This is a genomic window from Pseudomonas sp. 14P_8.1_Bac3 (assembly GCF_025466085.1).
GTDB lineage: Bacteria > Pseudomonadota > Gammaproteobacteria > Pseudomonadales > Pseudomonadaceae > Aquipseudomonas.
This window is the reverse complement of record NZ_JANLOD010000078.1, coordinates 233,817-254,414: the sequence shown is the minus strand read 5'-3', so window position 1 is coordinate 254,414 and position 20,598 is coordinate 233,817. Positions and strand designations below refer to the sequence as shown.

At 62.1% G+C, this 20,598-nt stretch carries 19 protein-coding genes; 12 read left to right on the top strand and 7 right to left on the bottom strand.

The window, feature by feature from the left end:
- Window positions 1–249 precede the first annotated feature (249 nt).
- Together NTD84_RS29695 and NTD84_RS29690 are read left to right on the top strand one after the other, a co-directional pair.
- The gene (locus tag NTD84_RS29695) at window positions 250–1,752 is read left to right on the top strand and encodes a collagen-like triple helix repeat-containing protein (protein WP_262172621.1); all 1,503 of its coding nucleotides are present in this window, start codon (window positions 250–252) and stop codon (window positions 1,750–1,752) included.
- 138 nt (window positions 1,753–1,890) lie between these two features.
- Window positions 1,891–3,561 carry a ShlB/FhaC/HecB family hemolysin secretion/activation protein gene (locus tag NTD84_RS29690; protein WP_262172620.1) on the top strand — a complete coding sequence of 557 codons (1,671 nt, stop codon included), beginning with the start codon at window positions 1,891–1,893 and terminating at the stop codon, window positions 3,559–3,561.
- Window positions 3,562–3,718: 157 nt separating this feature from the next.
- On the opposite strand, the gene NTD84_RS29685 is transcribed toward NTD84_RS29690, so the two are convergent.
- Both NTD84_RS29685 and NTD84_RS29680 read right to left on the bottom strand, forming a co-directional pair.
- On the bottom strand, window positions 3,719–4,132 hold the full coding sequence (locus NTD84_RS29685) for a response regulator (protein WP_262172619.1): 414 nt from the start codon (window positions 4,130–4,132) through the stop codon (window positions 3,719–3,721).
- Between the two features lie 68 nt (window positions 4,133–4,200).
- Window positions 4,201–4,410, bottom strand: a complete 210-nt coding sequence (locus NTD84_RS29680; RefSeq protein WP_262172618.1) for a Flp family type IVb pilin — start codon at window positions 4,408–4,410, stop codon at window positions 4,201–4,203.
- Window positions 4,411–4,727: 317 nt separating this feature from the next.
- Between NTD84_RS29680 and cpaB the strand changes: the two genes are divergently transcribed.
- From cpaB to NTD84_RS29640, 8 genes are read left to right on the top strand one after another with little or no spacing between them, the layout of a single operon-like run.
- Window positions 4,728–5,672: a Flp pilus assembly protein CpaB gene (cpaB, locus tag NTD84_RS29675; protein WP_262172615.1), complete on the top strand. Its 945-nt coding sequence runs from the start codon at window positions 4,728–4,730 to the stop codon at window positions 5,670–5,672.
- A gap of 20 nt (window positions 5,673–5,692) precedes the next feature.
- On the top strand, window positions 5,693–6,958 hold the full coding sequence (locus tag NTD84_RS29670; protein ID WP_262172613.1) for a type II and III secretion system protein family protein: 1,266 nt from the start codon (window positions 5,693–5,695) through the stop codon (window positions 6,956–6,958).
- Entirely contained in the window at window positions 6,955–8,151 is a 1,197-nt protein-coding gene (locus tag NTD84_RS29665) for a CpaE family protein (RefSeq protein ID WP_262172610.1), read from the top strand. Before NTD84_RS29670 ends, NTD84_RS29665 begins: the two co-directional genes overlap by 4 nt.
- Window positions 8,148–9,428 carry a CpaF family protein gene (locus tag NTD84_RS29660; RefSeq protein ID WP_262172609.1) on the top strand — a complete coding sequence of 427 codons (1,281 nt, stop codon included), beginning with the start codon at window positions 8,148–8,150 and terminating at the stop codon, window positions 9,426–9,428. Before NTD84_RS29665 ends, NTD84_RS29660 begins: the two co-directional genes overlap by 4 nt.
- Before the next feature lie 11 nt (window positions 9,429–9,439).
- Window positions 9,440–10,324, top strand: coding sequence for a type II secretion system F family protein (locus NTD84_RS29655; RefSeq protein WP_262172608.1), 885 nt, complete (start codon window positions 9,440–9,442; stop codon window positions 10,322–10,324).
- Window positions 10,321–11,211, top strand: coding sequence for a type II secretion system F family protein (locus NTD84_RS29650; protein WP_262172607.1), 891 nt, complete (start codon window positions 10,321–10,323; stop codon window positions 11,209–11,211). The genes NTD84_RS29655 and NTD84_RS29650 overlap by 4 nt, the downstream gene beginning before the upstream one ends.
- A gap of 10 nt (window positions 11,212–11,221) precedes the next feature.
- The gene (locus NTD84_RS29645; protein ID WP_262172606.1) at window positions 11,222–11,935 is read left to right on the top strand and encodes a tetratricopeptide repeat protein; all 714 of its coding nucleotides are present in this window, start codon (window positions 11,222–11,224) and stop codon (window positions 11,933–11,935) included.
- Window positions 11,936–11,947: 12 nt separating this feature from the next.
- The gene (locus NTD84_RS29640; RefSeq protein WP_262172605.1) at window positions 11,948–12,223 is read left to right on the top strand and encodes a DUF3613 domain-containing protein; all 276 of its coding nucleotides are present in this window, start codon (window positions 11,948–11,950) and stop codon (window positions 12,221–12,223) included.
- Window positions 12,224–12,324: 101 nt separating this feature from the next.
- On the opposite strand, the gene NTD84_RS29635 is transcribed toward NTD84_RS29640, so the two are convergent.
- From NTD84_RS29635 to NTD84_RS29625, 3 genes are all read right to left on the bottom strand, one after another.
- Window positions 12,325–12,627 carry a DUF6124 family protein gene (locus NTD84_RS29635; RefSeq protein WP_262172604.1) on the bottom strand — a complete coding sequence of 101 codons (303 nt, stop codon included), beginning with the start codon at window positions 12,625–12,627 and terminating at the stop codon, window positions 12,325–12,327.
- Between the two features lie 681 nt (window positions 12,628–13,308).
- The gene (locus NTD84_RS29630; protein WP_262172603.1) at window positions 13,309–14,088 is read right to left on the bottom strand and encodes a response regulator transcription factor; all 780 of its coding nucleotides are present in this window, start codon (window positions 14,086–14,088) and stop codon (window positions 13,309–13,311) included.
- A gap of 114 nt (window positions 14,089–14,202) precedes the next feature.
- On the bottom strand, window positions 14,203–14,673 hold the full coding sequence (locus tag NTD84_RS29625) for a prepilin peptidase (RefSeq protein ID WP_262172602.1): 471 nt from the start codon (window positions 14,671–14,673) through the stop codon (window positions 14,203–14,205).
- A 75-nt stretch (window positions 14,674–14,748) separates the two neighbouring features.
- On the opposite strand from NTD84_RS29625, the gene NTD84_RS29620 reads away from it, so the two are divergent.
- A complete protein-coding gene (locus NTD84_RS29620; protein ID WP_262172601.1) occupies window positions 14,749–15,189 on the top strand; it encodes a TadE/TadG family type IV pilus assembly protein in 441 nt (146 codons plus the stop codon).
- Window positions 15,186–17,918, top strand: coding sequence for an ATP-binding protein (locus NTD84_RS29615; RefSeq protein WP_262172600.1), 2,733 nt, complete (start codon window positions 15,186–15,188; stop codon window positions 17,916–17,918). Before NTD84_RS29620 ends, NTD84_RS29615 begins: the two co-directional genes overlap by 4 nt.
- Here NTD84_RS29615 and NTD84_RS29610 read toward each other — a convergent pair.
- A complete protein-coding gene (locus NTD84_RS29610) occupies window positions 17,915–19,771 on the bottom strand; it encodes a pilus assembly protein TadG-related protein (protein WP_262172599.1) in 1,857 nt (618 codons plus the stop codon). The two genes, NTD84_RS29615 and NTD84_RS29610, sit on opposite strands and share 4 nt — an antisense overlap.
- Window positions 19,772–19,990: 219 nt before the next feature.
- Window positions 19,991–20,548: a DUF4136 domain-containing protein gene (locus NTD84_RS29605; protein ID WP_262172598.1), complete on the bottom strand. Its 558-nt coding sequence runs from the start codon at window positions 20,546–20,548 to the stop codon at window positions 19,991–19,993.
- Window positions 20,549–20,598 lie beyond the last annotated feature (50 nt).

Here is a 20,598-nt window from a genome sequence, read left to right as displayed (position 1 = left end):
CCCCCGACAAAAACTCCCACCGTTGATTTACAACGAATTTATTTCCAACCCCCACCAAAAATCACACCTTAGGTATTAGTGCTTAGGCAGCAGCCGCGCACCCGTATATATCGGGTTAATACCAACTTGAGAATGGCGCCCCAGAGCCCTTGCGATTGTTATGTAGACAACGGACGAAGGCATCGCCGACGACAGAATCGGCGAGCTATCGAAAACAGCGACGTTGTTACAGGTGCAAGGAATCTCATCATGAAAAATCAAAATCAAATGTGGTGCAAATCGGCAACAGCCCTGGCGCTCATCCTGTCTCTCGGCCTGGCCGGTTGCAGCAGCGGTGGTGGCGGTCATCACAGCAGCTCCGACAGCTCCTCCCCTGACAGCACGACCACGGCAGGTGCCGGGGGGGCGGGCGGTGGCGGTACCGGTGGCGCGGGTGGTACAGACGGCGGCACTGGCGGAACGGGCGGCGGAACAGGCGGTACGGGGGGAGCTGGCGGGGGAACCGGTGGAAACGGCGGCGGTGGCACCACGACGCCAACCGTGAACCCGTTGGTGACCACCACCCTGGTCCAGGATCTCGGCACCACCGTCAGCGGTCTCGGCGATGGCGTCGGTCAGATCGGCAACTCACTGAACTCGGTTCCGGTCGTCGGCGGCGTGGTGCAAAGCGTGGCCCACACCGCCGGCAACGTGGTGACTACATTGGGTGATGGCCTGGGCAACGGCGTGGGCAAACTCGCCACCGACCCGAACGGTCTCGGCGTCACCGCGTCGGCAGTCGGTGGCGTGGTGCAGGATGTCGGCAACGGCGTTTCCGACGTCAGCGGCAAACTCGCCACCGCCACCAACAGCATTCCCCTGGTCGGCGGCGTAGTGACGAAAGTCGCGCCGGTGCTGGATGGCGTCGGTGAAAAAGTCACCATGCTCGGCGACACCCTGAGCACCGCCACGACAACCGGCCCGCTGGGCTCGGTGACCAAGGAAGTTGGTGACAGACTGGTGCCGGTAATCGCCATGGTGGAAAGCACCACCGACAAGGTGGGCGACGCCACCGGCCTGGGTGATCCGCTCAAAGGCGTGATCAAGAAAGTCGGCGACACCGTTGACGGTGTGGGCGACAAAGTCACCGATGCCGGTAACGGCAATCCGGTAACCGACACCCTCGGCAATGCACTGAGCAACACTGGCTCCGCCGTCGGCAAAGCAGGCGGCCTGGTGTCCAATGGCACGGGCTCCGGAACGGGCGGCGGGCTGGGCAGCAACGGTTTGCTGGAGACCGTCGGCGGCGCCGTGGTCAATCTCGGCCAGGGTCTGGGCGGTGGCAACGCCGTGGTCAATGCCGCGGGCAATAATGCGGTGGCCGGCGGCAATCTGGTCGCCACCGTCGGTGGTGCGCTCGGCGGCAGCGGGGTCGCCAATCTCGGCCCGACTGCGGCACTGGCCAACGTCGGCACCAACCTCAACACTGCGCTCACTCCTGCAGTCACTGCCGTCAGCGGCATCACCCAAAACGTTGGCGCCGCCACCGGTCTCGGTGCTCCGGTTGCCAGCCTGACCGGCCAGGCCGGCGGCGCAGTCGCCAACCTCGGCGGCGCGATTGCCGCCAGCAACGGCAACCCGGTCACCGCGGCGCTCGGCAATACCGTGACCTCATTGGGCAACACCGTCACCGCGGCTGGCGGGCTGGTCAACGGCGGCACGGGTGGCGGAATCGGCGGCCTCCTCGGTGGCTTGACCGGCAACAAACGCTGATATTGCACCCGGCCGATTCGACGGCCTCACCTACAGCGCCTACGCTTGGTTGGAGACGGAAGATTCCCACGAGTCTTCCGTCTTTTTCTTTGGACATGTAAGTCCACGCGAAGTAGCGAATTGAACATGGAGTGTCCTATGCGCGTCATGGCGTCCCTGCTGTTGCTTACCGTCAGTTCCTGCACCCTGGCAGACACCCTTCCCAGCTTCCTCAACAGTAACGACACGATCCGCAACCTGCCCGTGCCCAACCTGCCCGCCGACGCTTACCGCCCGACCGCCGCACCGTTGCAGGTGCCCGAACCGGGTGCCGCCGAGGCCCAGCCACTCATGATGGGCACCAAGGTCACCGTCAAAACCGTGCAGATCGAAGGCGGGACAATTTACCCGCTGAACGAATTGGCCGCGCTCTACCAACCGCTGCTGGGTCGCGAAAGCAACCTCGCCGAACTGATCGAAGCCACCCGCAGCATCACCCGTCGCTATCAGCAGGATGGCTACCTGCTGTCTTACGCCTTCCTGCCGCAACAGACTTTCGACAAGGGCGCGGTGCGCGTGGTGCTGGTCGAGGGCTACATCAAGGATTACCAGTTGCAAGGCGACGTCGGACGGGTCAAAGGCCTGCTCGATAAACTGGTGGCCAAGCTCCAGGCCGAACGCCCGTTGACGCGCAAGACTTTCGAACGCTACACCACGCTGATGAGCCGCATCCCCGGCGTGACATTGCAGGCGCAAGTGCCGCCACCGGGTACCACCGACGGCGCGTCGATCCTCATCGCCCAGGCCAGCCGCAAGCCTTTCACCAGCAGCCTCAGCGCCACCGAGGACAACCGCAACGGCACCCAGGCCTTGCTCGGTTTCAGCAGCAATGCGCAGACCTCCATGGGCGAGCAATTGAGCCTCAGCGGCCTGTTTCCGCCAGGTGATGACGACGAGCATTACTACCGTCTCGACTACAACCAGTTCCTCAATGCCGAGGGGACGCAACTGGCATTGTCTGCCTCGCGGTATCGCGCCGACCCTGGCACCAACGTGCAACTGGACAACGGCCTCCAGCTCAAACCGCACCGGGAAAACGATCGCTATTCCATCGGCTTCAGCCATCCACTGATTGCCGCGCCGAACGAGCTGCTCAGCGCCGGTGCAAGGGTGTATGCGGTCAATGACAAGACCCGCTATCAGGTCGTCGGTTTCCCGCTGAGCCTCGAGGAACGCACCGACCTGCGCGCACTCGCCTTCGAAAGCGACTGGCGCAAGGCCGATGCACGGCAACTGCGCATTCTCAGTGGCGGTCTGTACCAGGGCATCGACGGCATGGGGGCGAAAACCAACAACACCGATGTCGACCTGGATTTCTTCCGCCTGCGTTTGTCAGGGGTGCAGAGCGACAAGTTTTTCGACAATTGGCAGGGGGTGATTTCCGCCGCGTTGTACTGGAGTGACGACACCTTGCCCGACAGCGAACGCGCGGTGTTCGGCGGGCAGAACTTCGGCCGCGGCTACCCCGACGATCAGGCGTCGGGCGACAAGGGCTGGGGCGTGGCGTATGAGCTGAACTACAGCTTCAACCGTGCCGGGAACTGGGTCAGGATCCTGCAACCGTACGTGGTGCTGGACCGCTCCAGGACCTGGTTCAACGAGTTGCCGGTGAAGGGCAACAACCTGTCCTCGGCGGCGGTCGGGCTGCGCTTTGGCGATGCGAAGTACTACAACATCGCGCTGGAAGCGGCCAAGCCGATGTCGGATGAAGCACTGGACACGTTCAACCGCAAACCGAGGTACAGCATCAGTTTCAGCTACCAGTTGTAGAGAGGTCGACAGTGGCTGGCGGGGTCCTTGTAGGAGCGAGCACGCTCGCGATGAATGGCTGGGCAGCACGGACATTCAGACCGCCAGCGTTATCGTTGACGACCATCGTCGGCACGCCTCCCGGAGCATCATCACTCCTGCACTCGGGCGCGTACCCTTATCCGCCCACCCTATTCAGCCGCGGCTGCGGGAACAGGTTGTTCAGCGTTTCCAGCAACCGGACGTGATAGATCGGTTTGCGAAAAAGATCCAGTACCTGCAGACGCAGCATGTCGCTGACGTCCTCCATGTCCGCATGCCCCGAGGTCACGATCACCGGCAAATGTTGCCGGGACGTGTGTTCACGCAGGCGTTTGATCAGCGACATGCCGCTTTCCTCCGGCATGCGCAGATCAGTGATCACCAGGGCGATATCGGGGTGGCGGGTCAGGTGCTGCAGGGCGGCTTTCACCGAGGTGGCGGTCAGGCAATGAAAACCCTCGCCCTCCAGCAACTCCGCCAACTCAAGCAATGCGTCCTCTTCGTCGTCGACCAGAAGCAGCTGTTGGCGTGGGAGTGCGGGAGCGTTCATAGGGATTTCCTGCAATGGACTAAGCGCTGACGTTAGAACCACTCAGGCAAGTTGGCAAACGGCATCGATCAAGAAGTGGGAACCAGTGCACCTTTGATCGTAGTGAAAATCGTGGTGATCGCCCCCGAAATTGGCGTCATGAACGCTGCCAGGGCAACCGCTGCCATCCCCGCGATAATCGCGTACTCGATACCCGACGCACCTTCGGTGTCTTTCGCCAGATCGATATAAAAAACGACTTCGGATTTGATCTTCTGAACAACCTCGGTAAAGGACATGGCATTTCTCCTTGGCGACGACGGGTGTTGCACGACCGCAACATGATTCCTCTATGCCAGCACCAGCATTGCCGTCATTCCTCATGCCAACAACTGTAAAAAAGAATTATCACTAAAGTATTAGGCCTTTCGTTGACGCCAAAAAACTGCGCTCTACTGCGGGTTGAGCCAGTTATTTTCGGTGGCAGTAATGGCGTTTCGCTCTAGCTGCGCTACCGTCAAATAGCGAAATAGTTCGATGTTCATAGCTGCCTGATGGATGAGTTGTCTCGTCGGTACGACGGGGTTGTTTACGCAGCGGGAAAGGGAGAGCCGTCATGAACAGTCGTGTCACCCTGGGCCTTGCCGGTCTGTTTCTGGTAGGCGCCCTCATTGCCGGTTACTGGGGCCTCACCTTGAGCCGCCAGCCGGTGGCCGAACCTGTCGCGCCAGTCAGCGTCACCTCCGTAACGACCGCCCCCACAGCTGCGCCGGTCGAGGACCCCACCCGTCATCCGGTGGTGGTGTTGCGGCGGGACATCGCGCCGTTTGAACAGATCACGGCCGCCGACGTCACCCTGGAAAAACTCGCCATCGTCCCGGCCGGCAGCCTCACCCGTGTCGATCAGGCCGTGGGACGCACGCCCTGGCGCGCGCTTTCCGCCGGCAGTTGGCTCAACGATGAAAGCTTCGAGGCCGGCAGCAAACTCGCGCGGATGATCCGCCCCGACGAACGCGCCCTCGCCGTGGCGGTGGATGAAGTGATCAACGCCGGAGGGCAACTGACGCCGGGCGACTATGTCGATGTGCTGTTGTTTCTGCGCATGGATGCCAACACCCCGCAGTCGTCGGCGCAGTTGGTGGTCCCGGCCTTGCGGGTACTCGGCGTGGGCGAACAGTTGGGCCTGACCAACGACGGTCAGCCCGCCAGCCCGGCGCACAGCAACGATGAAAAACTCAAGCAGGACCAATCCCGCGCCAGCGCCCGGACCGTATTGCTCGCAGTACCCGAAGCGCTCTTGAGTCGCCTGATGCTCGCGACCCAGGCCGGGGTGTTGCGCCTGGCCGTGCGCAGCGCCGACGAGAAACGCTTGGCTCGCTACTGGGCTGGTGAAGCCGATTCATCGGCCAACCTCGCCAGTGCCAATCGCGAATTGATCCAGTTCAACCAGTTGGCCATGACGGCGCCACCCAAACCGGTCGGCACCGGTGGAGGCGCGGCGCCGCGCAAGTCGAATGTGGAAATCATCCGCGGCAACGAAATCACACAACAAACTCCCTGAGTCGAGCAAGGACGCATTCAATGCGCAGACGTTCCATGCCCCTGTTCCAAGGCCTGTTCTGGGTCTCATTGTTGAGCGGGCTGCCACTCACGGCGACGGTCGCCGCCGTCGGCAATTGCAGCGCACTCGGGCCGTTACCGGCGACGCTGGAGGTCGGTGAAGGACTGCAGCAGGAACTGCAGTCACCCGTGGCGATCACCCGGGTGGCCGTGGGCGATCCGAAAGTCGCTGACGTGCGGGTCAACGGCAATCAGGCGCTGCTGCTCACCGGCATGGCGCCCGGGGCTACCAGCCTGATGGTCTGGACCGCCTGCGCCAGCGCACCGCGCCAGAGCATGGTGTTCGTGCAGGGCCGGGCGACGGCGGCGATGACCAGTTCCACGCGCCTGCCGTCGGACGATTCGCTACTGCCGTCGCAAGTGCAGACCGACATCCGCTTCGTCGAAGTCAGCCGGACCAAACTCAAGGAAGCCAGCACCTCGATCTACGGCAAGGGTTCGAACAACTTCCTGTTTGGCTCTCCCGGCACGGTGCCCAACACGGCGGTCACGCCGGGCGTGTTGCCGCTGTTCAACATCGACCCGCGCATCGCCGTGCCGAGCATCCCCCTGCTCAACGACAGCTTCAACATCGTCTTTGGCGGCGGCAATTTCCTCGGCATCGTCAATGCGCTGGAAGGCAGCGGCTTCGCCTACACCCTGGCGCGGCCGAGCCTGGTGGCCCTCAGCGGGCAGAGCGCAAGTTTCCTCGCGGGCGGTGAAATCCCGATCCCGGTGCCCAGCGCCAACAGCAACAGCTACTCCATCGAATACAAGGAATTCGGCATCCGCCTGACTCTGACGCCGACCGTGGTCAGCCACGACCGCATCGCTCTCAAAGTGGCACCGGAAGTCAGCGAGCTGGATTACAACAATGGCGTGACCATCGGCGGCACCACCGTGCCGGCGTTCACCATCCGCCGCACCGACACCAGCATCTCCCTGGCCGATGGCGAAAGCTTCGTCATCAGCGGTTTGATCAGCACCCAGAACGCCTCGCAAGTCAGCAAGTTTCCAGGGCTGGGCGACATCCCGATTCTCGGCGCGTTCTTCCGCAACTCGTCCGTCAACCGCGAAGAGCGCGAGCTGCTGATGATCGTCACGCCGCATCTGGTCCAGCCGCTGGCCGCCAACGCGCAACTGCCGTCGTTGCCCGGTGAAAAACTGCGCAACTACGACCCGAACTGGTATCGCCTGTACTTCCTTGAAAACGGCGATTTCGATAAACGCAGCGGGTTATCGCAATGAGCCAGAGTCAGAACCTGAGTCAGACCTTCCTCGCGATCACGCGCAACAACACTGACCTGGAGTGGCTGCAAGGCGCCCTCGCGCCGTTGGGCCAGGTGGTCAGCGCCGGTGGCGGCAGCCTTGATGAATTGCTGGCGCTGGTGGACGTCACCTTCGCCAGCCTGGTGTTCGTCGGCCTCGACCGTGAACACGTGGTGAGTCAAAGCGCATTGATCGAAGGCGCCCTCGAAGCCAAACCGATGCTCGCCATCGTCGCGCTGGGCGACGGCATGGACAACCAGTTAGTGCTCAACGCCATGCGCGCCGGCGCCCGGGATTTCGTCGCCTATGGCTCGCGCTCCAGCGAAGTCGCCGGCCTGGTGCGCCGGTTGAGCAAACGCCTGCCGCCGGTGGCGCCGAATACGCAGCTCGGCGGTCTGACCGTGCTTTACGGCGTGCAGAGCAATGCCGACGGCGCGCTGCTGGCCACGCACATGGCGCAAGTGGTGCAGAAGAGCGGGCAGCAGACCTTGCTGCTCGACCTGGGCCTGCCCCGCGGCGACAGCCTGGCCTTGCTCGGGCTGGAAAGTTCGTTTCACTTCGGCGATGCCTTGCGCCACTTGCGGCGCCTCGATGCGACGCTGATCGATAGCGCGTTTACCGTGTGCGCGGCCGGGCTGCGCATTCTCGCTTACGCCAGCAACGATGAACCGCTGGAACAGACCAGCGCCGCCGAGCTGTACATGCTGCTCAGCGCGCTGCGCCAGCACTTCCAGCACATCGTCGTGAACCTCACCGGTCAGCCCGACAGCGAGGCCTTGCGCACCTTCGTCAGCCATTGCGACAAGTTGCTCTGGTACACCGATCAGAACGTGCTCGACTGCCGACGCAACCTGGCAGTGCTCAACTTCTGGCGCGAAAAAGCCATGAAACTCGATCACGCCAAACTGCTCGTGGACCGCTACCTGCGCAATGTCGCGCCGGACTCGGAAACCCTGGGCAAAACCTTCGGCATGGAGGTCATCGCCACCCTCGCCTACAGCCCGGAAGTGCGCCTCAATGCGAAAAACCAAGGCATCACCCTGTTCGAACTGGCCCCCCGGGAAGGCCTCACCCAAAGCTTGCGCAGCCTCGGTGAACGCCTGGCCAAACGCTCCGAAGGCCTGGCCAAACCCAGGACCGGCTGGTTTGACCGATTGAGGGGCGCGCAATGAACGGTGAAAAACTGTTCGGCGCGCCGGTGCGTACCACCTCTGGCAACTCGGACCACGAAGGCCTGAAACTGGTGCTGCACCGCTACATCATCGACGCCATCGAAGAGTCCGGGAAAAACCTGCTGGAAGGGTCGCGGCAAGTGCTGTCGCAGTTCGTGATCGACAAGGTCGCTGAATACATCGCCCGTTTGCACCTGGCGATTTCCCGTTACGAGATGGAGCGCCTGGCCGAAGAAATCGTCGACGAGCTCACCGGTTTCGGTCCACTGGAAGTGCTGCTGCGCGACCCGGCGGTGACCGAGATTCTGGTCAACGGCCCGCACCGGGTGTTCATCGAGCGTGACGGCGTGCTGCATCAGAGTGACCTGCGGTTTATCGACGCCCATCACGTCGAACGCGTGATGCAGCGGATCCTCGCGCCGCTGGGCCGGCGCCTTGATGAGTCATCGCCGATGGTCGATGCGCGCCTGCCGGATGGCAGCCGGGTCAACGCGATCATCCCGCCGATAGCCCTCGACGGCCCGTGCCTGTCGATCCGTAAATTCCGCAAGGACATGCTCAAGAGCACCGACCTGATGGCGATGCAAACCATCGATCAGGCGATCTTCGATTTCATCCAGGAAGCCGTGAGCAAGCGCTGCAACATCCTGATCAGCGGCGGCACCGGCACTGGCAAGACCACGCTGCTGAACATTTTGAGCCAGTTGATCAACCCGCATGAACGACTGGTCACCATCGAGGACGTGGCCGAATTGCAACTCGGTCATCCTCACGTCGTGCGTCTGGAAACCCGTCCACCAAACGCCGAAGGCCATGGCGAAGTGAAGGCCAGCGATCTGATCCGCAACGCCCTGCGGATGCGCCCCGACCGGATCATCCTCGGCGAGATTCGTGGCGTCGAAGTGCTCGACGTGCTCACCGCGATGAACACCGGTCACGACGGTTCGATGAGCACGGTGCACGCCAACAACGCCCAGGATGCGCTGTTGCGCCTGGAGACGCTGGTCGGCCTGACCGGTCGCACCATCGCCGAGCGGACCCTGCGGCAAATGATCTGCGCGGCGCTGGACGTGGTGATCCAGTTGACCCGCATGCCTGACGGCCGCCGTTGCGTCAGCGAGGTGGTAGAGGTGGTCGGCATCCGCGATGACACCTATGTCACCAGCACGCTGTTCCGGCTCGACCGGCGCAGCGGTTTCGGTTTTATGCGCGAGGCGGTCAACCCCGCCGGCGACAAGTTGCGCCGAGGTTCGGCGCTTTCTCCTTCCGCGTACTGAAGGCCACGGGCATGCTTAAACCGGTGCTGCTGATCCTTGTTTGCCTCGCGTTGCTGGGGTTGTCGGTGCGCCTGTTCTATCGCGGGCTGCGCCAGTCCGGGAACGATCGGGTGCTGGGGCGCCTGACGCAGGGGCAACCGCAACTGACGGTCGAAAAGTCGTCGTGGGCGGGCCTCGAACGGGCCTTCTTACGCGCGGGTCTCGGGCGGCCCACCGAGCGCATCGGTCTGTGGCTGACACTCTGGCTGTTCGGCATCGTGCTCGGGTTCGCCATCGGCAGCTGGATCGGCGCGCTGCTGTTGCTGCTGATGCCACCGTTGCTCGTGAGGCTTTACGTCAGTTGGCGCTACCAACGTCGGCTCAAGCGCATGATCGAACAACTGCCGCTGCTGCTTGATCACACCGTGCGCAGCCTGAAGTCCGGGCGGACCCTGGCCGATGCGGTCCTGGGTGCGATCGAGAGCGCCGAAGACCCGCTGAAAGACGCCATGGGCCGGGTGCAGCGCAACGTGCAATTGGGGGTCAGCCTGCCGGATGCCGCGTCCGACCTCGCCGAGCTGTACGAGAAAGACGAGCTGCGTCTGTTCGCCCTCGGTTTGAAGGTCAATCACCGCTACGGCGGCAACGCCAGCGAGCTGCTGGAGAACCTGATCAAGCTGATTCGCGAACGGGAACAGGGGGCGCGGCAACTTAGCGCCATGACCGGTGAAACCCGGGTGACGGCGTGGGTGCTGGGTTGTTTGCCGATTGGCCTGGCCGGCTACTTTCTGCTGGCCAACCCGCACTACTTGCTCGCCATGTGGCAGGACTCGTCGGGGCGAACGATGCTCGCTACCGCGTTCGGCCTGCAGGTGGTGGGCAGCCTGGCGCTCTGGCGCATGTTGCGCAGCGTATGAAAATTCCACTGCTGATCAGCGCATTGCTCTTCCTGGGGGCCGGGCTTCTGCTGCTTAGCGCTTTGCTGGAACAGCGGCGGCGGGTTCGGCAAGTGGCGCAACGGCTGGACGGCAAACCGCTGAGTGACAATCGCGTAGGTCATTGGCTGCAAGCACTGGGCAGCAGCCGGATCGGTCAGCGTTCGGTCAACCTCGACAATGAAACGCAGACCCTGCTCAACCGCCTGGGCTGGCGCAGCGCGCGGCGGCGTTCGCTGTTCGCGGCATTCCAGGTGGGTGCGCCGGTGCTCGCGCTGGCGCTGAGCTTGCTGATCCAGGGCCTGTTCTTCCCCCATGTGGAAAACCACTGGATCGGCCCGGCGTTCGCCACCGGTATCGGTTACCTGCTGCCCAAACGCCTGCTCGCCGCCGCCGCCCAGCGTCGGCAAAAACAGCTGTCGATCGAGATTTCCACCTTCATCCCGCTGCTGCGCATCCTGTTCGAATCGGGGATGGCCGTGGAGCAATCGCTGCGTGTCCTGAGCCACGAAGGCCAGCAGATATTGCCGGCGCTGACTCACGAACTGCGTCTGGTGCTGGCCCGTGTCGATTCCGGTCTGGAACTGGGCGAGGAGCTGAACAAGGCCAGTCGCTTGCTGGCCGTTGAAGAGTTCACCGACACCTGCGTGATCCTCCAGCAGCTGCTCCACCAGGGCGGCGGCGCGATGAAATCCTTGCTCGCCCTCAAGCAGTTGCTGGACGACAGGCGCCTGACGCGCCTGCAGGAATACATCTCGAAAATGTCCGCGAAAATGTCCGTCGTGATGATGCTGTTTCTCTTCCCGGCGTTATTGATCGTGCTGGCCGGCCCCGGCTTCACCGCCCTGGCCCGTGCCTTTGTTTCTTAGAGGGAAGCTGATGAAAGCGATGATTGCCGGTTTGAGTCTGCTGCTGTTGAGCGGTTGTGCAAGCAACGGCCAAACGCCGTGGAGCGCCCTGAGCGGCACCGCCAGTTGCGGCAAATTGAGCTCCGATGAACAGCTGTCGCTGAACCTGGCCGACGACATGGCCAACGACGGCAAACTGCACGCCAGCCTGGCCAACCTGCAAAGCCTGCCCGACAACCTGGCCGACGTGCGTCTGCGCAAGGCCAAGGTCTATCGCTTGCTGGGCCGCAGCGAAGCCGAACCGTTGTACCGCAGCCTGCTCGGCAGTTGCCTCGCCGCCGAAGCCGAACACGGGCTGGGCCAGCTCGCTGCAGCGAAGGGCGACAACGGCCAGGCACAAGCCCACTTGCAGCGAGCCGCACGACTGGCGCCCACCGACGAAAAAATTCGCAACGACCTTGGCGTGGTGTACCTCAATCAACATCGTGTGGAAGACGCCCGCTTCGAGTTCCTGACCGCCATGGAACTCAAGCAAAGCGATCAATTGGCCGCGTTGAATCTGGTCACGTTGCTGATCTACCAGGACGACTGGAGCCGCGCCGCCGAACTCGTCAGCCGCCTCGGCCTCAGCCCCGCTCAGGTCACCGAAGCCCAGGCCCGGGCGGAGAAACTCAAGGCATCGGGCAAACCGGTCGCGACTGCCGTCGACCAGGTCGCCGCCGTCGCCGCACCGACCATTCCATAAGGGACGTCTTAGATGAAACCGAGCCTTCTCTGCTACCTCGCCCTGCTGACCCTGCCTGTCACGGCGCACGCTATCGACGGCGGGCCGTCGTCCCCCCAACAACAGGAAACCGAGGGTTGGCTGCAATTGCAAAGTCGCAATACGGCGGCGTCCACCAAACTCCAGACATCCACCGCGACCGAGCGCGAGTTGAGCATGCAACGCTGGCTGAAAAGTTATCAGCATGAGATCCCGCAGTTTTTCGATCAGGATGAAGGGGGCAAGGTGGACAGTGGGTCGGGCGGGTAGCCCCGGACTTTGGGCGACGGCCAGGATGCTTTCGCGCTCGCTCCCAAGCGTTAGAACTGTGGGAGCGAGCCCGCTCGCGAAACCCTGACGCGGACTGCCGGTTACGCTCTCGGCGGTGGCTCGATGTTATCCAGCGCCCGATTCACGGTCAGCTCGGCCAGCATGATGACCTGCTGGATACCCAACAACATAGGGCGTCGCGACTCGTCCAGAAACACCGCGAAATCAGAGGCCAGGACGCTCGCTGACGCCAGGGATTCGCAGGCGTAGGCCAGTAAGGATTCGGTGTCGATAGCGGGGTTGACGGTGAACATTTCGATGGATGTGTGAGGTGGGATGTTGCTGCGAGATTCGGGGGGAGAATCGTTTTCGGGTGTTGGGGGATTGGGGGTTGGTTTGATCATTGTGAAGCTCCATTCTAGGTTTGGAGTTCGCCATGACTGCGACCAAGCAGAAGGGTGGCGAACTGTACGCAGGTTGGTCGACCAGGGAATGGAAACCCGGCAGGGCCTAGGCCCTCCCACGCACAGCTCGCCATAAGCAAGCACAAAAAAGCCGCTGTCGCGGCACTGTGCGCCATTCTAAACCCGGGCGACCAAACCCGATCACTGAATTTGCAGTGACGGACAAAGGCTAGAGCCACCACTTCCGACCGGCAACCTGAAAACCCTGTGGGAAGGTTCCGGTGTTTCTGCCAGTCAATAAACGACATCACCCATGACACCGCCATCGCTGGCAGGCCGCTCCCACAGCGATCGAAGTTCATCTGTGAAATCAGATCCCATCCACCCCCGATCCCCCGGTAGGAGCGAGCTTGCTCGCGATGAACGCCCAGCCAACGCGTGCATCCAGACAGCCCACGTCATCGCAGTGTCCCCGGATAAATACCGGAGGGCGAAACCGTCAGTGGCCGTTACCGGAGAAATGGATATGTACTCGATCAAGACAAATAGGTCGGCAAACAGGCCGCCTTCGCGAGCAAGCCCGCTCCCACAAGGGGTTAGCTACGTTCATGAGAGCAGGAGTGTGAGGCTGCCATCGCCAGCAAGCCGGCTTGCAGTTGGATCGCGGTGCAACCGAGAACCCTAGTGAGCCGTCACCCGCTGGCGCAACCCCGAGTTACTCGGCGACAACGCCAGCGCCAACTGCGTCCGGTTATGCATGTGCGTCAACCGCAACACCTGCGACACATACAACTTCACCGTGTTCTCGGTAATCCCCAATTCACAGGCAATCTGATAATTGGTCTGCCCTTTGCCCACCAACCGCGCCACATCCAGCTGCCGCGGCGACAGCTGATTGAAAATTGCCGGAATCTCCACCCGATCCAGATCACTGACATCGCTATCAGAAACATCCGACACCTGCGGACTGCGCCGAACCTTGTCCAGATCCTGATACAGGTCATCGATCGACGCCGAGAGAAATTGCAGCTTCTGATTCAAATGCCCCAGCTGCAAGCTTTTCTGCCGTTCCTGCAACGCCACTTCCTGGCGCTGAACCCCTTCGAGCATTTCATCCAGATCAATCGGCTTCTGGTAGTAGTCGGCAATTCCGGCACGCAACGCCTTGATCACATCCTGCTTGTCAGCGCGGCCGGTGAGCATGATCGCCTCGAAAGCGCGATGCTTGCCGGACAACCTCTGCAGTTCCTGCACCAGCTGAATCCCGTCCAGGCCAGGCATGTGCAAATCACAGAGCACCAGACCGATCTCCGTGTCTTCGCTGAAACGCTCGATCGCCTGTTGGCTGGATTCACAAGGGACGCAGCGGTAACCGCTGCTCTCGAGAAATTCGCAAAGCTCCTCAACGATCAACGGTTGATCATCGACCACCAAGATTTTTACCGACGTAGCTTTGTTCACACCCCACTCCTTGCCAGGTCAAAGACTGACCATTCCTGTACCGACAGCGACTGGCTGTACAACTGCATGGCTTGAAAATAGACGTACTTTCCAAATCTGTACATGAACGCGCGACTAATGGATCCAAACCAGCGCAAGGACAAATCCCACCCACACAAAGGGCGCAAATGGCCGCTTGTTTGACGTTCCTGGCGATAAATGCCGAAGGTAGCCTCTAAGTCCTTGACTCATATAAAGCCAGAGTTTTGGCGCGAGAAGTTGCCAAAGCACGCTGGCCAATCCGGCACCGATAAACGTACCAAGCAAATGAGCACCGTCCGTCGCAAGGGCCAAAGCTGTCATTAATTTCACATCGCCCGCACCCAAACGGCGCAAGGCATAGCCGGGTAAAGTGAACGCCAGCGCCAGCAGAAAAGCCCAGCCCCCTTGCGCGCCTTCGGCACCGAGCCAGGTGGAGCCGGTCCAGCTGAGATACGCCAGCGCCGACGCCCCCGCGCCGAGGGTCAGGCCATTGGCGATGTGCCGCTCTCGAATATCCTGCGCTGCGCATAGCGTCAGCCAGATCAGTAGGACAAAGCTCTGCATCCGGTAAAAAACGTCCGTTTTGGCTGAATGATTCTATGCTGACATTACGTAGTGATGGTCAGGGTAGACGCACTCATGAAAACTCACCTCCCCCGCAAGCAAAAAGGCGCCGCCGCCATAGAATTTGCCTTGGTGTTCGTCATCTTTTTCGCCGTGTTCTACGGCATCGTCACGTACAGCCTGCCGCTGTTGCTGATGCAATCGTTCAACCAGTCGACCGCCGAGGCGGTGCGCCGCAGCGTGGCACTGGATCCGAACACGCCCGGTTACGACACCGCGATAAAGACCCTGGCCACCACCGAGCTGAGTCGGCAACTGGCCTGGATTCCCACCGCGCTGAATTTCAATGTCGCCACCGACGCCACCGCCACTTACGCGGGCGGCTTGTTAAAGGTCGAGATCAACTACCCCACCAGCAAACTGCGGCAGGTCATCCCGTTTCTGAATCTGCCCGGGATAGGCCAGGTGCCCAATTTGCCAGCGACCCTCACCGCCCGTTCGAGCCTGCAATTTTGAGTTCCGGGGACAAGCTCTTCGGGCGTCTGCTCAACCGACACCCGCCCACTCCGCAGGAAACGACCAGTCCGCTCACCGTACCCGGTGTCGGTCTGCAAATGCACCTGGATGCCGAAGGCCGAGTCCTTCACCTGACCGGTCCACTGCGCCATGCCCTGGCCCAGCAGCTGCCCACCGCGCAAGCACCGCATTTGCTCGACTTCCTCGTCCCCCATAGCAGTCTCGCCGTCGAAGGCGCGCCGGGCGACTGGCAAGGGCAAAGCCTGGACCTGGATTTCTACAGCCTGAGCGGGCAACCGCTGCACTTGCGCGGCTGGGTGCAGCCGTTGGCCGACACTTGGCTGTTGCAGCTGCTGGACATCGGTGACTTGCTGCACGAACGCCGGCAAGCGCGCACTCGCGAACAGTGCCAGGTGCTCGCGACGCAGATTGGCGAGCAGTTGCGCCTGTGCAGCCTGGCCCGCCTGCCCGACGTTCTGGCGGAGCAACTGCAACAGCTGGCGCAGCGTTTCCAGATTCCTTGTGTCGCTGTGGCGTTGCTGGATGAACAGGAAGATGGCTGGCAGATTCATCAGCATTACGCAGCCTTCGATGCGCCGCAGTTGTGGCGAAACGGTCAGCGTCTGGGCACCGGGCTCGACAGCCTGAATGGCTCCGCCCCGCAGCCACTGATTGTCGGCGAGCACCCGCGCCTGCACGGTTTCTTCGGCAATGCCGAAGGTTTTGCAGTCCCGTATCAAGACGCCCAAGGCGTTGTCGCGTGGTTGCTCTGCGGTTTTTACCCCGTGCAACAACGGGCACCCGATGTCGGCGAACGCGACTGGCTGCAGCTCGCCGCCGCGCTGGCCGGGCCGCTGCTGGAGCGCCTGCGCGAGCATCGGCATCATCTGCAACTTGAACGCCTGGAATCGCTGCAGGCCTTGCTCGGCACCGGCTGGTGGGAGTTCTTCGGCGACACGGCCGAGGTGCAAATCGCGCCTTCACTGGCCAGCACTCTGAACCTGGCCGACACGCGCCTGCCGGTGCACGACTGGCTCGAACAGATCCACCCCGCCGACCGCGAAGAGCTGCGCAGTCGCCTGCGCGACTTGCAGGATGACGGCACGCCTTTGTTGCTCTGCGTGCGCCGGCATCACGGCGACGCGCCGGTCTGGTATCGCGTCCAGGGCCAGGCCCTGGGCATCGGCAGAAACCGCCGGCTGGTGGGTTTCATGCTCGATATCAGCGACATCAAGAACCAGGAGCAAAGCGCCGCAGCGGCCCATGCGCGCCTGGACAATCTGATCGCCAGTTCACCGGCAGTGATTTACGTGCAGCGCTATGTCGAAGGCAGCCTGCAACCGACTTTTTTCAGTGACAGCCTGTTGCCGCTGTTGGGTTGGTCACTCGCCGATTGCGCCGCGGTCGCGCTGGTGGAACGGGTTCATCCCGAGGACCGTGACCGCTATTTCGAGCGAACCCGGCAACTGCTGCGCGAAGGCTCGGTGAGCGCGCGTTATCGGCTGCGTGACCATCGCGGCGATTACCACTGGCTGCTCGACGAAGCCAAACTGCTGCGTGATGACCTTGGCCTGCCGGTCGAAGCGGTCGGCCTGTGGCTCGACGTCACCGAGGCGACCCTGGCCGCCGAGCAGGTCAAACAGAGCGAAGAACGCTATCGGATTCTGGTCGAGGATTCGCCAGCGATGATCTGCCGCTACCGTCCGGACCTGATCCTGACCTTCGGTAACCGGCCACTGGCGACCTACCTGGAGTGCCAGCCCGAACAATTGCCGGGGGTCAATCTGGGGGAGTGGATGTCGCAGGAACAGCGCGAAACGTTCCTCGAGCGCCTGAGCCGACTGAGCCCGGAGCTTCCGGTCAGCACGGCGGAAATCAACCTGCAACTGCCGGGACGGGAGCACGCCTGGTGGGTCTGGTCGGATCGCGGGGTGTTCGATGAGCAGGGTCGTTTGCTGGAAATCCAGGCTGTCGGTCGCGACAACACCGAGGTTCGGCGCTCCCAGTTGCAGCTGGCCCAGAGCGCGAAAATGGCCACCCTCGGCGAAATGGCCACGGGCCTGGCCCACGAGATCAATCAGCCGCTGAACGTGATGCGCATGGCCATCGTCAATGTGCTCAAGCGTTTGAGCAACGGCGATGTGCAGATCGATTACCTCACCGACAAGTTGAACCGTATCGATGCCCAGGTTCAGCGGGCGGCGCGGGTGGTGGATCACATGCGGGTGTTCGGCCGCCGCTCGGAGATCGAGCAGCATCCGTTCAACCCGGCCGACGCCATCGAGGGCACGCTGTCGCTGCTGGCCGAAGGCATGCGCGGCAAAGGCGTCGAACTGCGGGTCAGCGAGACGGGGTGTACGGTGCAGGTGCGCGGTTATGTCGATCAGCTGGAACAGGTACTGATCAACCTGATGGTCAACGCCCGGGACGCGCTGCTCAGCAAACGCGAAGCCAATCGCGATTTCAACCCATGGATTTCAGTGCATGTCGAACGGGATGAACGCTCGGTACGCCTGTGGGTCGAGGACAATGGCGGCGGCATCGACCCGCGGTTGCTGGAGCGGATTTTCGAACCGTTCTTCACCACCAAACCGGTGGGCGTAGGCACCGGGCTGGGGTTGTCGGTGAGCTACGGCATCATCGAAAACATGGGCGGAACCCTCAGCGTGAACAACTCGGTGGAGGGTGCGCGGTTTTGTGTTGAGCTGCCGATTTACCTGGAGACTTAGATCACCAGGTAGGCCTTGCCTTTTTGGCCGCAGGTGAGGTTCGCATCGACCTGGATTTTCCCGACATCGATCCCCAAGGTGAGCAGAACGTTGTTGAGCAGGTTGTCCAGCAAAGGACTGAGAATGCCACTCAACGTGTTGACCAGCAGCGTCAGCACCCCGTTCACCAGTCCCACCAGCGTATTGAAAACAACCTGCAGCAAGGCGCCCGGATTGAATGTCGGTGCGTGGACCGTCAGTTGAATGCCGTTGACCGCCTGGGACAGCCCGGCAATCGCATTGCTCGCCGTCAGGGTGTACGGCGAAACCGGCGGCATCCCGACTTTTGCCGGGTTGATAAACGTGTGACTGGCGGTGGTTTGCAAGGCCGGGCTGTTGATCATCAGGTCCGCGCCGCCTCCAGCGAACGGAATGCGCGCGCAACTGCCACACGGTTTTTGCCCGATGTCGAGCAAGGTGATCGGGGTGACGGTCAGCGGCGCGCTCGACGAGGCCCAGTTGGAATTGAGCTTGCCGACACGCAAGGTGGCGAGCGAGGTTGTCGCACTGGCAACCAGGCTGGTGTTGGTGTCGCTGACACAGGAATAGTCAGTGACGTAACTGTTGCCACCGCCCGCTTCGAGGCTGACGTCCAGGTTCGGGCTCGGCAAGACCTGCAGGTCGAGGCCCAACAACCCGGTGACCACCGACAACGTGCCGGTCACGAGACCAATCACATTGGTGACCAGCGATAAGTCCAGGGTGACCAACACGCGGACCTGCGCCGTGCGCACGTAGATGCGGTTGGCGCCCAGAGGGTCGAGTTTCGCCAACGCGGGGTTACCCACCACTGAAAACTGCGGCGGTTCGATCACCTTGATCGAGGCGGTCGCCCCGAGGCCCAGGCCAAGTAGATTGACCGGCAACGTCGCCGCCAACGCATTCTTGCTGTTACCGAGCTGAACGAATGCTTGAACCAGTTGCAGCGCATTCAGATCAGCCTCCAGACCGGCTGACGACCCGCCCGTCTGCAGCTTTAGCAGATCGCCCAGATGCAACGTCACCGGACTGACGGCGGCGGTGACCAACGAATTGAGACCTGTCACCACGTCGGCCGTTGAACCGTTGAGTTGAGCCACCTTGGCGGCAGCCTTGATCAGCTTTCCGACCGTCGCATCAGCCTGCAGCAGTGCGTTGTAGTCGCCCGCCGTGACGCCCAGGTCGATCGCCAGCTGATCCATGTAGCTGAGCAGGTTGATGTTCGCCCCGGCCAGCGCATTCCAGCTCGCCAGGGTCAGGTTCACCGAGCTGCCCAATAGCGAGCTGAACAGTGGGTTCAGCAAATTGACATCGGCCAGCGTACTGCGAATGCTCAATTGCGCCAGCGGCGGCAGCGGGCTTGCCGCCACGGCGGTAGCACTGAGCCGGGTGGTCAGGCTGGCCGGCGCGCCGGACAGCAATGCGCCGATGCCGGCCGCCACACTGGTGGGGACGGTGTGCGAAGCGATGACGCGTATGGCGGAGGATTTGGTGGCGTCGGCGGTGAACGCTCGGCGATTGTCCGCGCCGGTCTGCAAAGTGCCGCAACTGATCGCCAGCGTGCCGTCGGCGTTGACGGTAAAACCGTTACGCACCGCACTTTGCGTTGCATAGGTGGAGGCGCTGAGACCGGGCAGGCAGTTACCGTTGCGGGTCACGGCCTCGAGTGCCGCAGTGTCGGCCACCCGCTGCAATTTGCGTTGTTCCAGGTACAGCCGGCCACTGTCGATCACCAGCACGGTGAAACCCAGCGCCAGGGCCAGGGTCAGCGCCGCCATCAAACCGATCGCCCCCCGTTGCCGGGACGGGCCGCGAAACTGCCAGTGGGGAAACATCGCGCACTCCTTTGCCGGCGCACTGCCGAGCGCTACCTCCTTTGGTGGAAACCAGTGTAGACAACCCAGGGCAAGCCTGCTGGCAACACGCCAGCCCAAACCAGAAAAAACCCTGTGGGAGCGGGCTTGCTCGCGAATGCGGAGTGCCAGGCGACACCTGTGTCAGCTGACACTCCGCTTTCGCGAGCAAGCCCGCTCCCACAGGGTCGTGCCGAGTTTTTATCTGGGTGGGTAATTGGCGAGGATGCGCCCGACCGTTTCGCGTATCGCATTGCTGCGATCCGACGGGTTCGGTGAGCGGCTGAGGATCTGTTCGTCGCTGCCGCGCCACACCAGCTTGCCGTCCTTGCCGTCGAGCAGGTCGATCTGGATGATTGCCACTTTGTAAGTGATGTTGCGGGTTTCGTTGTACATCGGCCCACCCCAGTAGCCATTCCATGGGCCACCCCAACCACCGCCGTAGTTGGTGGTGACTTGTTGCTGGCGGTCTTCGACGATCAGGTAGGTTTGTACAAACAGATTGCCCTTGCTGCCCGCCGCAGCCGGGCGCAGACCGCGTTGATCCAGCTGATCCGACACCGACTGGCGGATGCGCTGCTCGGTCAGGTCACTTTTGATCCGTGGGTCATCGGGGCGATATTGCAGCGCGGGTTCTTTCCAGCTCCAGCTGCGGTAGGCGGCGAAGTCGCGGCTGGCGTCGAAATCATGATTGACCTGGTTGCCCGCACAGGCACTGAGCAGCACGGCAATGGCCAGTAAAGCGAGACGGCGGAACATGATGATTCTCCGATTGAAGACATGAACCTGCGGAATGCTTCTTATCCACA

Coding starts and splice junctions, on each gene's coding strand:
- NTD84_RS29695 (WP_262172621.1), top strand. CDS start 250: ATGAAAAATCAAAATCAAATGTGGTGCAAATCGGCAACAGCCCTGGCG.
- NTD84_RS29690 (WP_262172620.1), top strand. CDS start 1,891: ATGCGCGTCATGGCGTCCCTGCTGTTGCTTACCGTCAGTTCCTGCACC.
- NTD84_RS29685 (WP_262172619.1), bottom strand. CDS start 4,132: ATGAACGCTCCCGCACTCCCACGCCAACAGCTGCTTCTGGTCGACGAC.
- NTD84_RS29680 (WP_262172618.1), bottom strand. CDS start 4,410: ATGTCCTTTACCGAGGTTGTTCAGAAGATCAAATCCGAAGTCGTTTTT.
- cpaB (WP_262172615.1), top strand. CDS start 4,728: ATGAACAGTCGTGTCACCCTGGGCCTTGCCGGTCTGTTTCTGGTAGGC.
- NTD84_RS29670 (WP_262172613.1), top strand. CDS start 5,693: ATGCGCAGACGTTCCATGCCCCTGTTCCAAGGCCTGTTCTGGGTCTCA.
- NTD84_RS29665 (WP_262172610.1), top strand. CDS start 6,955: ATGAGCCAGAGTCAGAACCTGAGTCAGACCTTCCTCGCGATCACGCGC.
- NTD84_RS29660 (WP_262172609.1), top strand. CDS start 8,148: ATGAACGGTGAAAAACTGTTCGGCGCGCCGGTGCGTACCACCTCTGGC.
- NTD84_RS29655 (WP_262172608.1), top strand. CDS start 9,440: ATGCTTAAACCGGTGCTGCTGATCCTTGTTTGCCTCGCGTTGCTGGGG.
- NTD84_RS29650 (WP_262172607.1), top strand. CDS start 10,321: ATGAAAATTCCACTGCTGATCAGCGCATTGCTCTTCCTGGGGGCCGGG.
- NTD84_RS29645 (WP_262172606.1), top strand. CDS start 11,222: ATGAAAGCGATGATTGCCGGTTTGAGTCTGCTGCTGTTGAGCGGTTGT.
- NTD84_RS29640 (WP_262172605.1), top strand. CDS start 11,948: ATGAAACCGAGCCTTCTCTGCTACCTCGCCCTGCTGACCCTGCCTGTC.
- NTD84_RS29635 (WP_262172604.1), bottom strand. CDS start 12,627: ATGATCAAACCAACCCCCAATCCCCCAACACCCGAAAACGATTCTCCC.
- NTD84_RS29625 (WP_262172602.1), bottom strand. CDS start 14,673: ATGCAGAGCTTTGTCCTACTGATCTGGCTGACGCTATGCGCAGCGCAG.
- NTD84_RS29620 (WP_262172601.1), top strand. CDS start 14,749: ATGAAAACTCACCTCCCCCGCAAGCAAAAAGGCGCCGCCGCCATAGAA.
- NTD84_RS29610 (WP_262172599.1), bottom strand. CDS start 19,771: ATGTTTCCCCACTGGCAGTTTCGCGGCCCGTCCCGGCAACGGGGGGCG.
- NTD84_RS29605 (WP_262172598.1), bottom strand. CDS start 20,548: ATGTTCCGCCGTCTCGCTTTACTGGCCATTGCCGTGCTGCTCAGTGCC.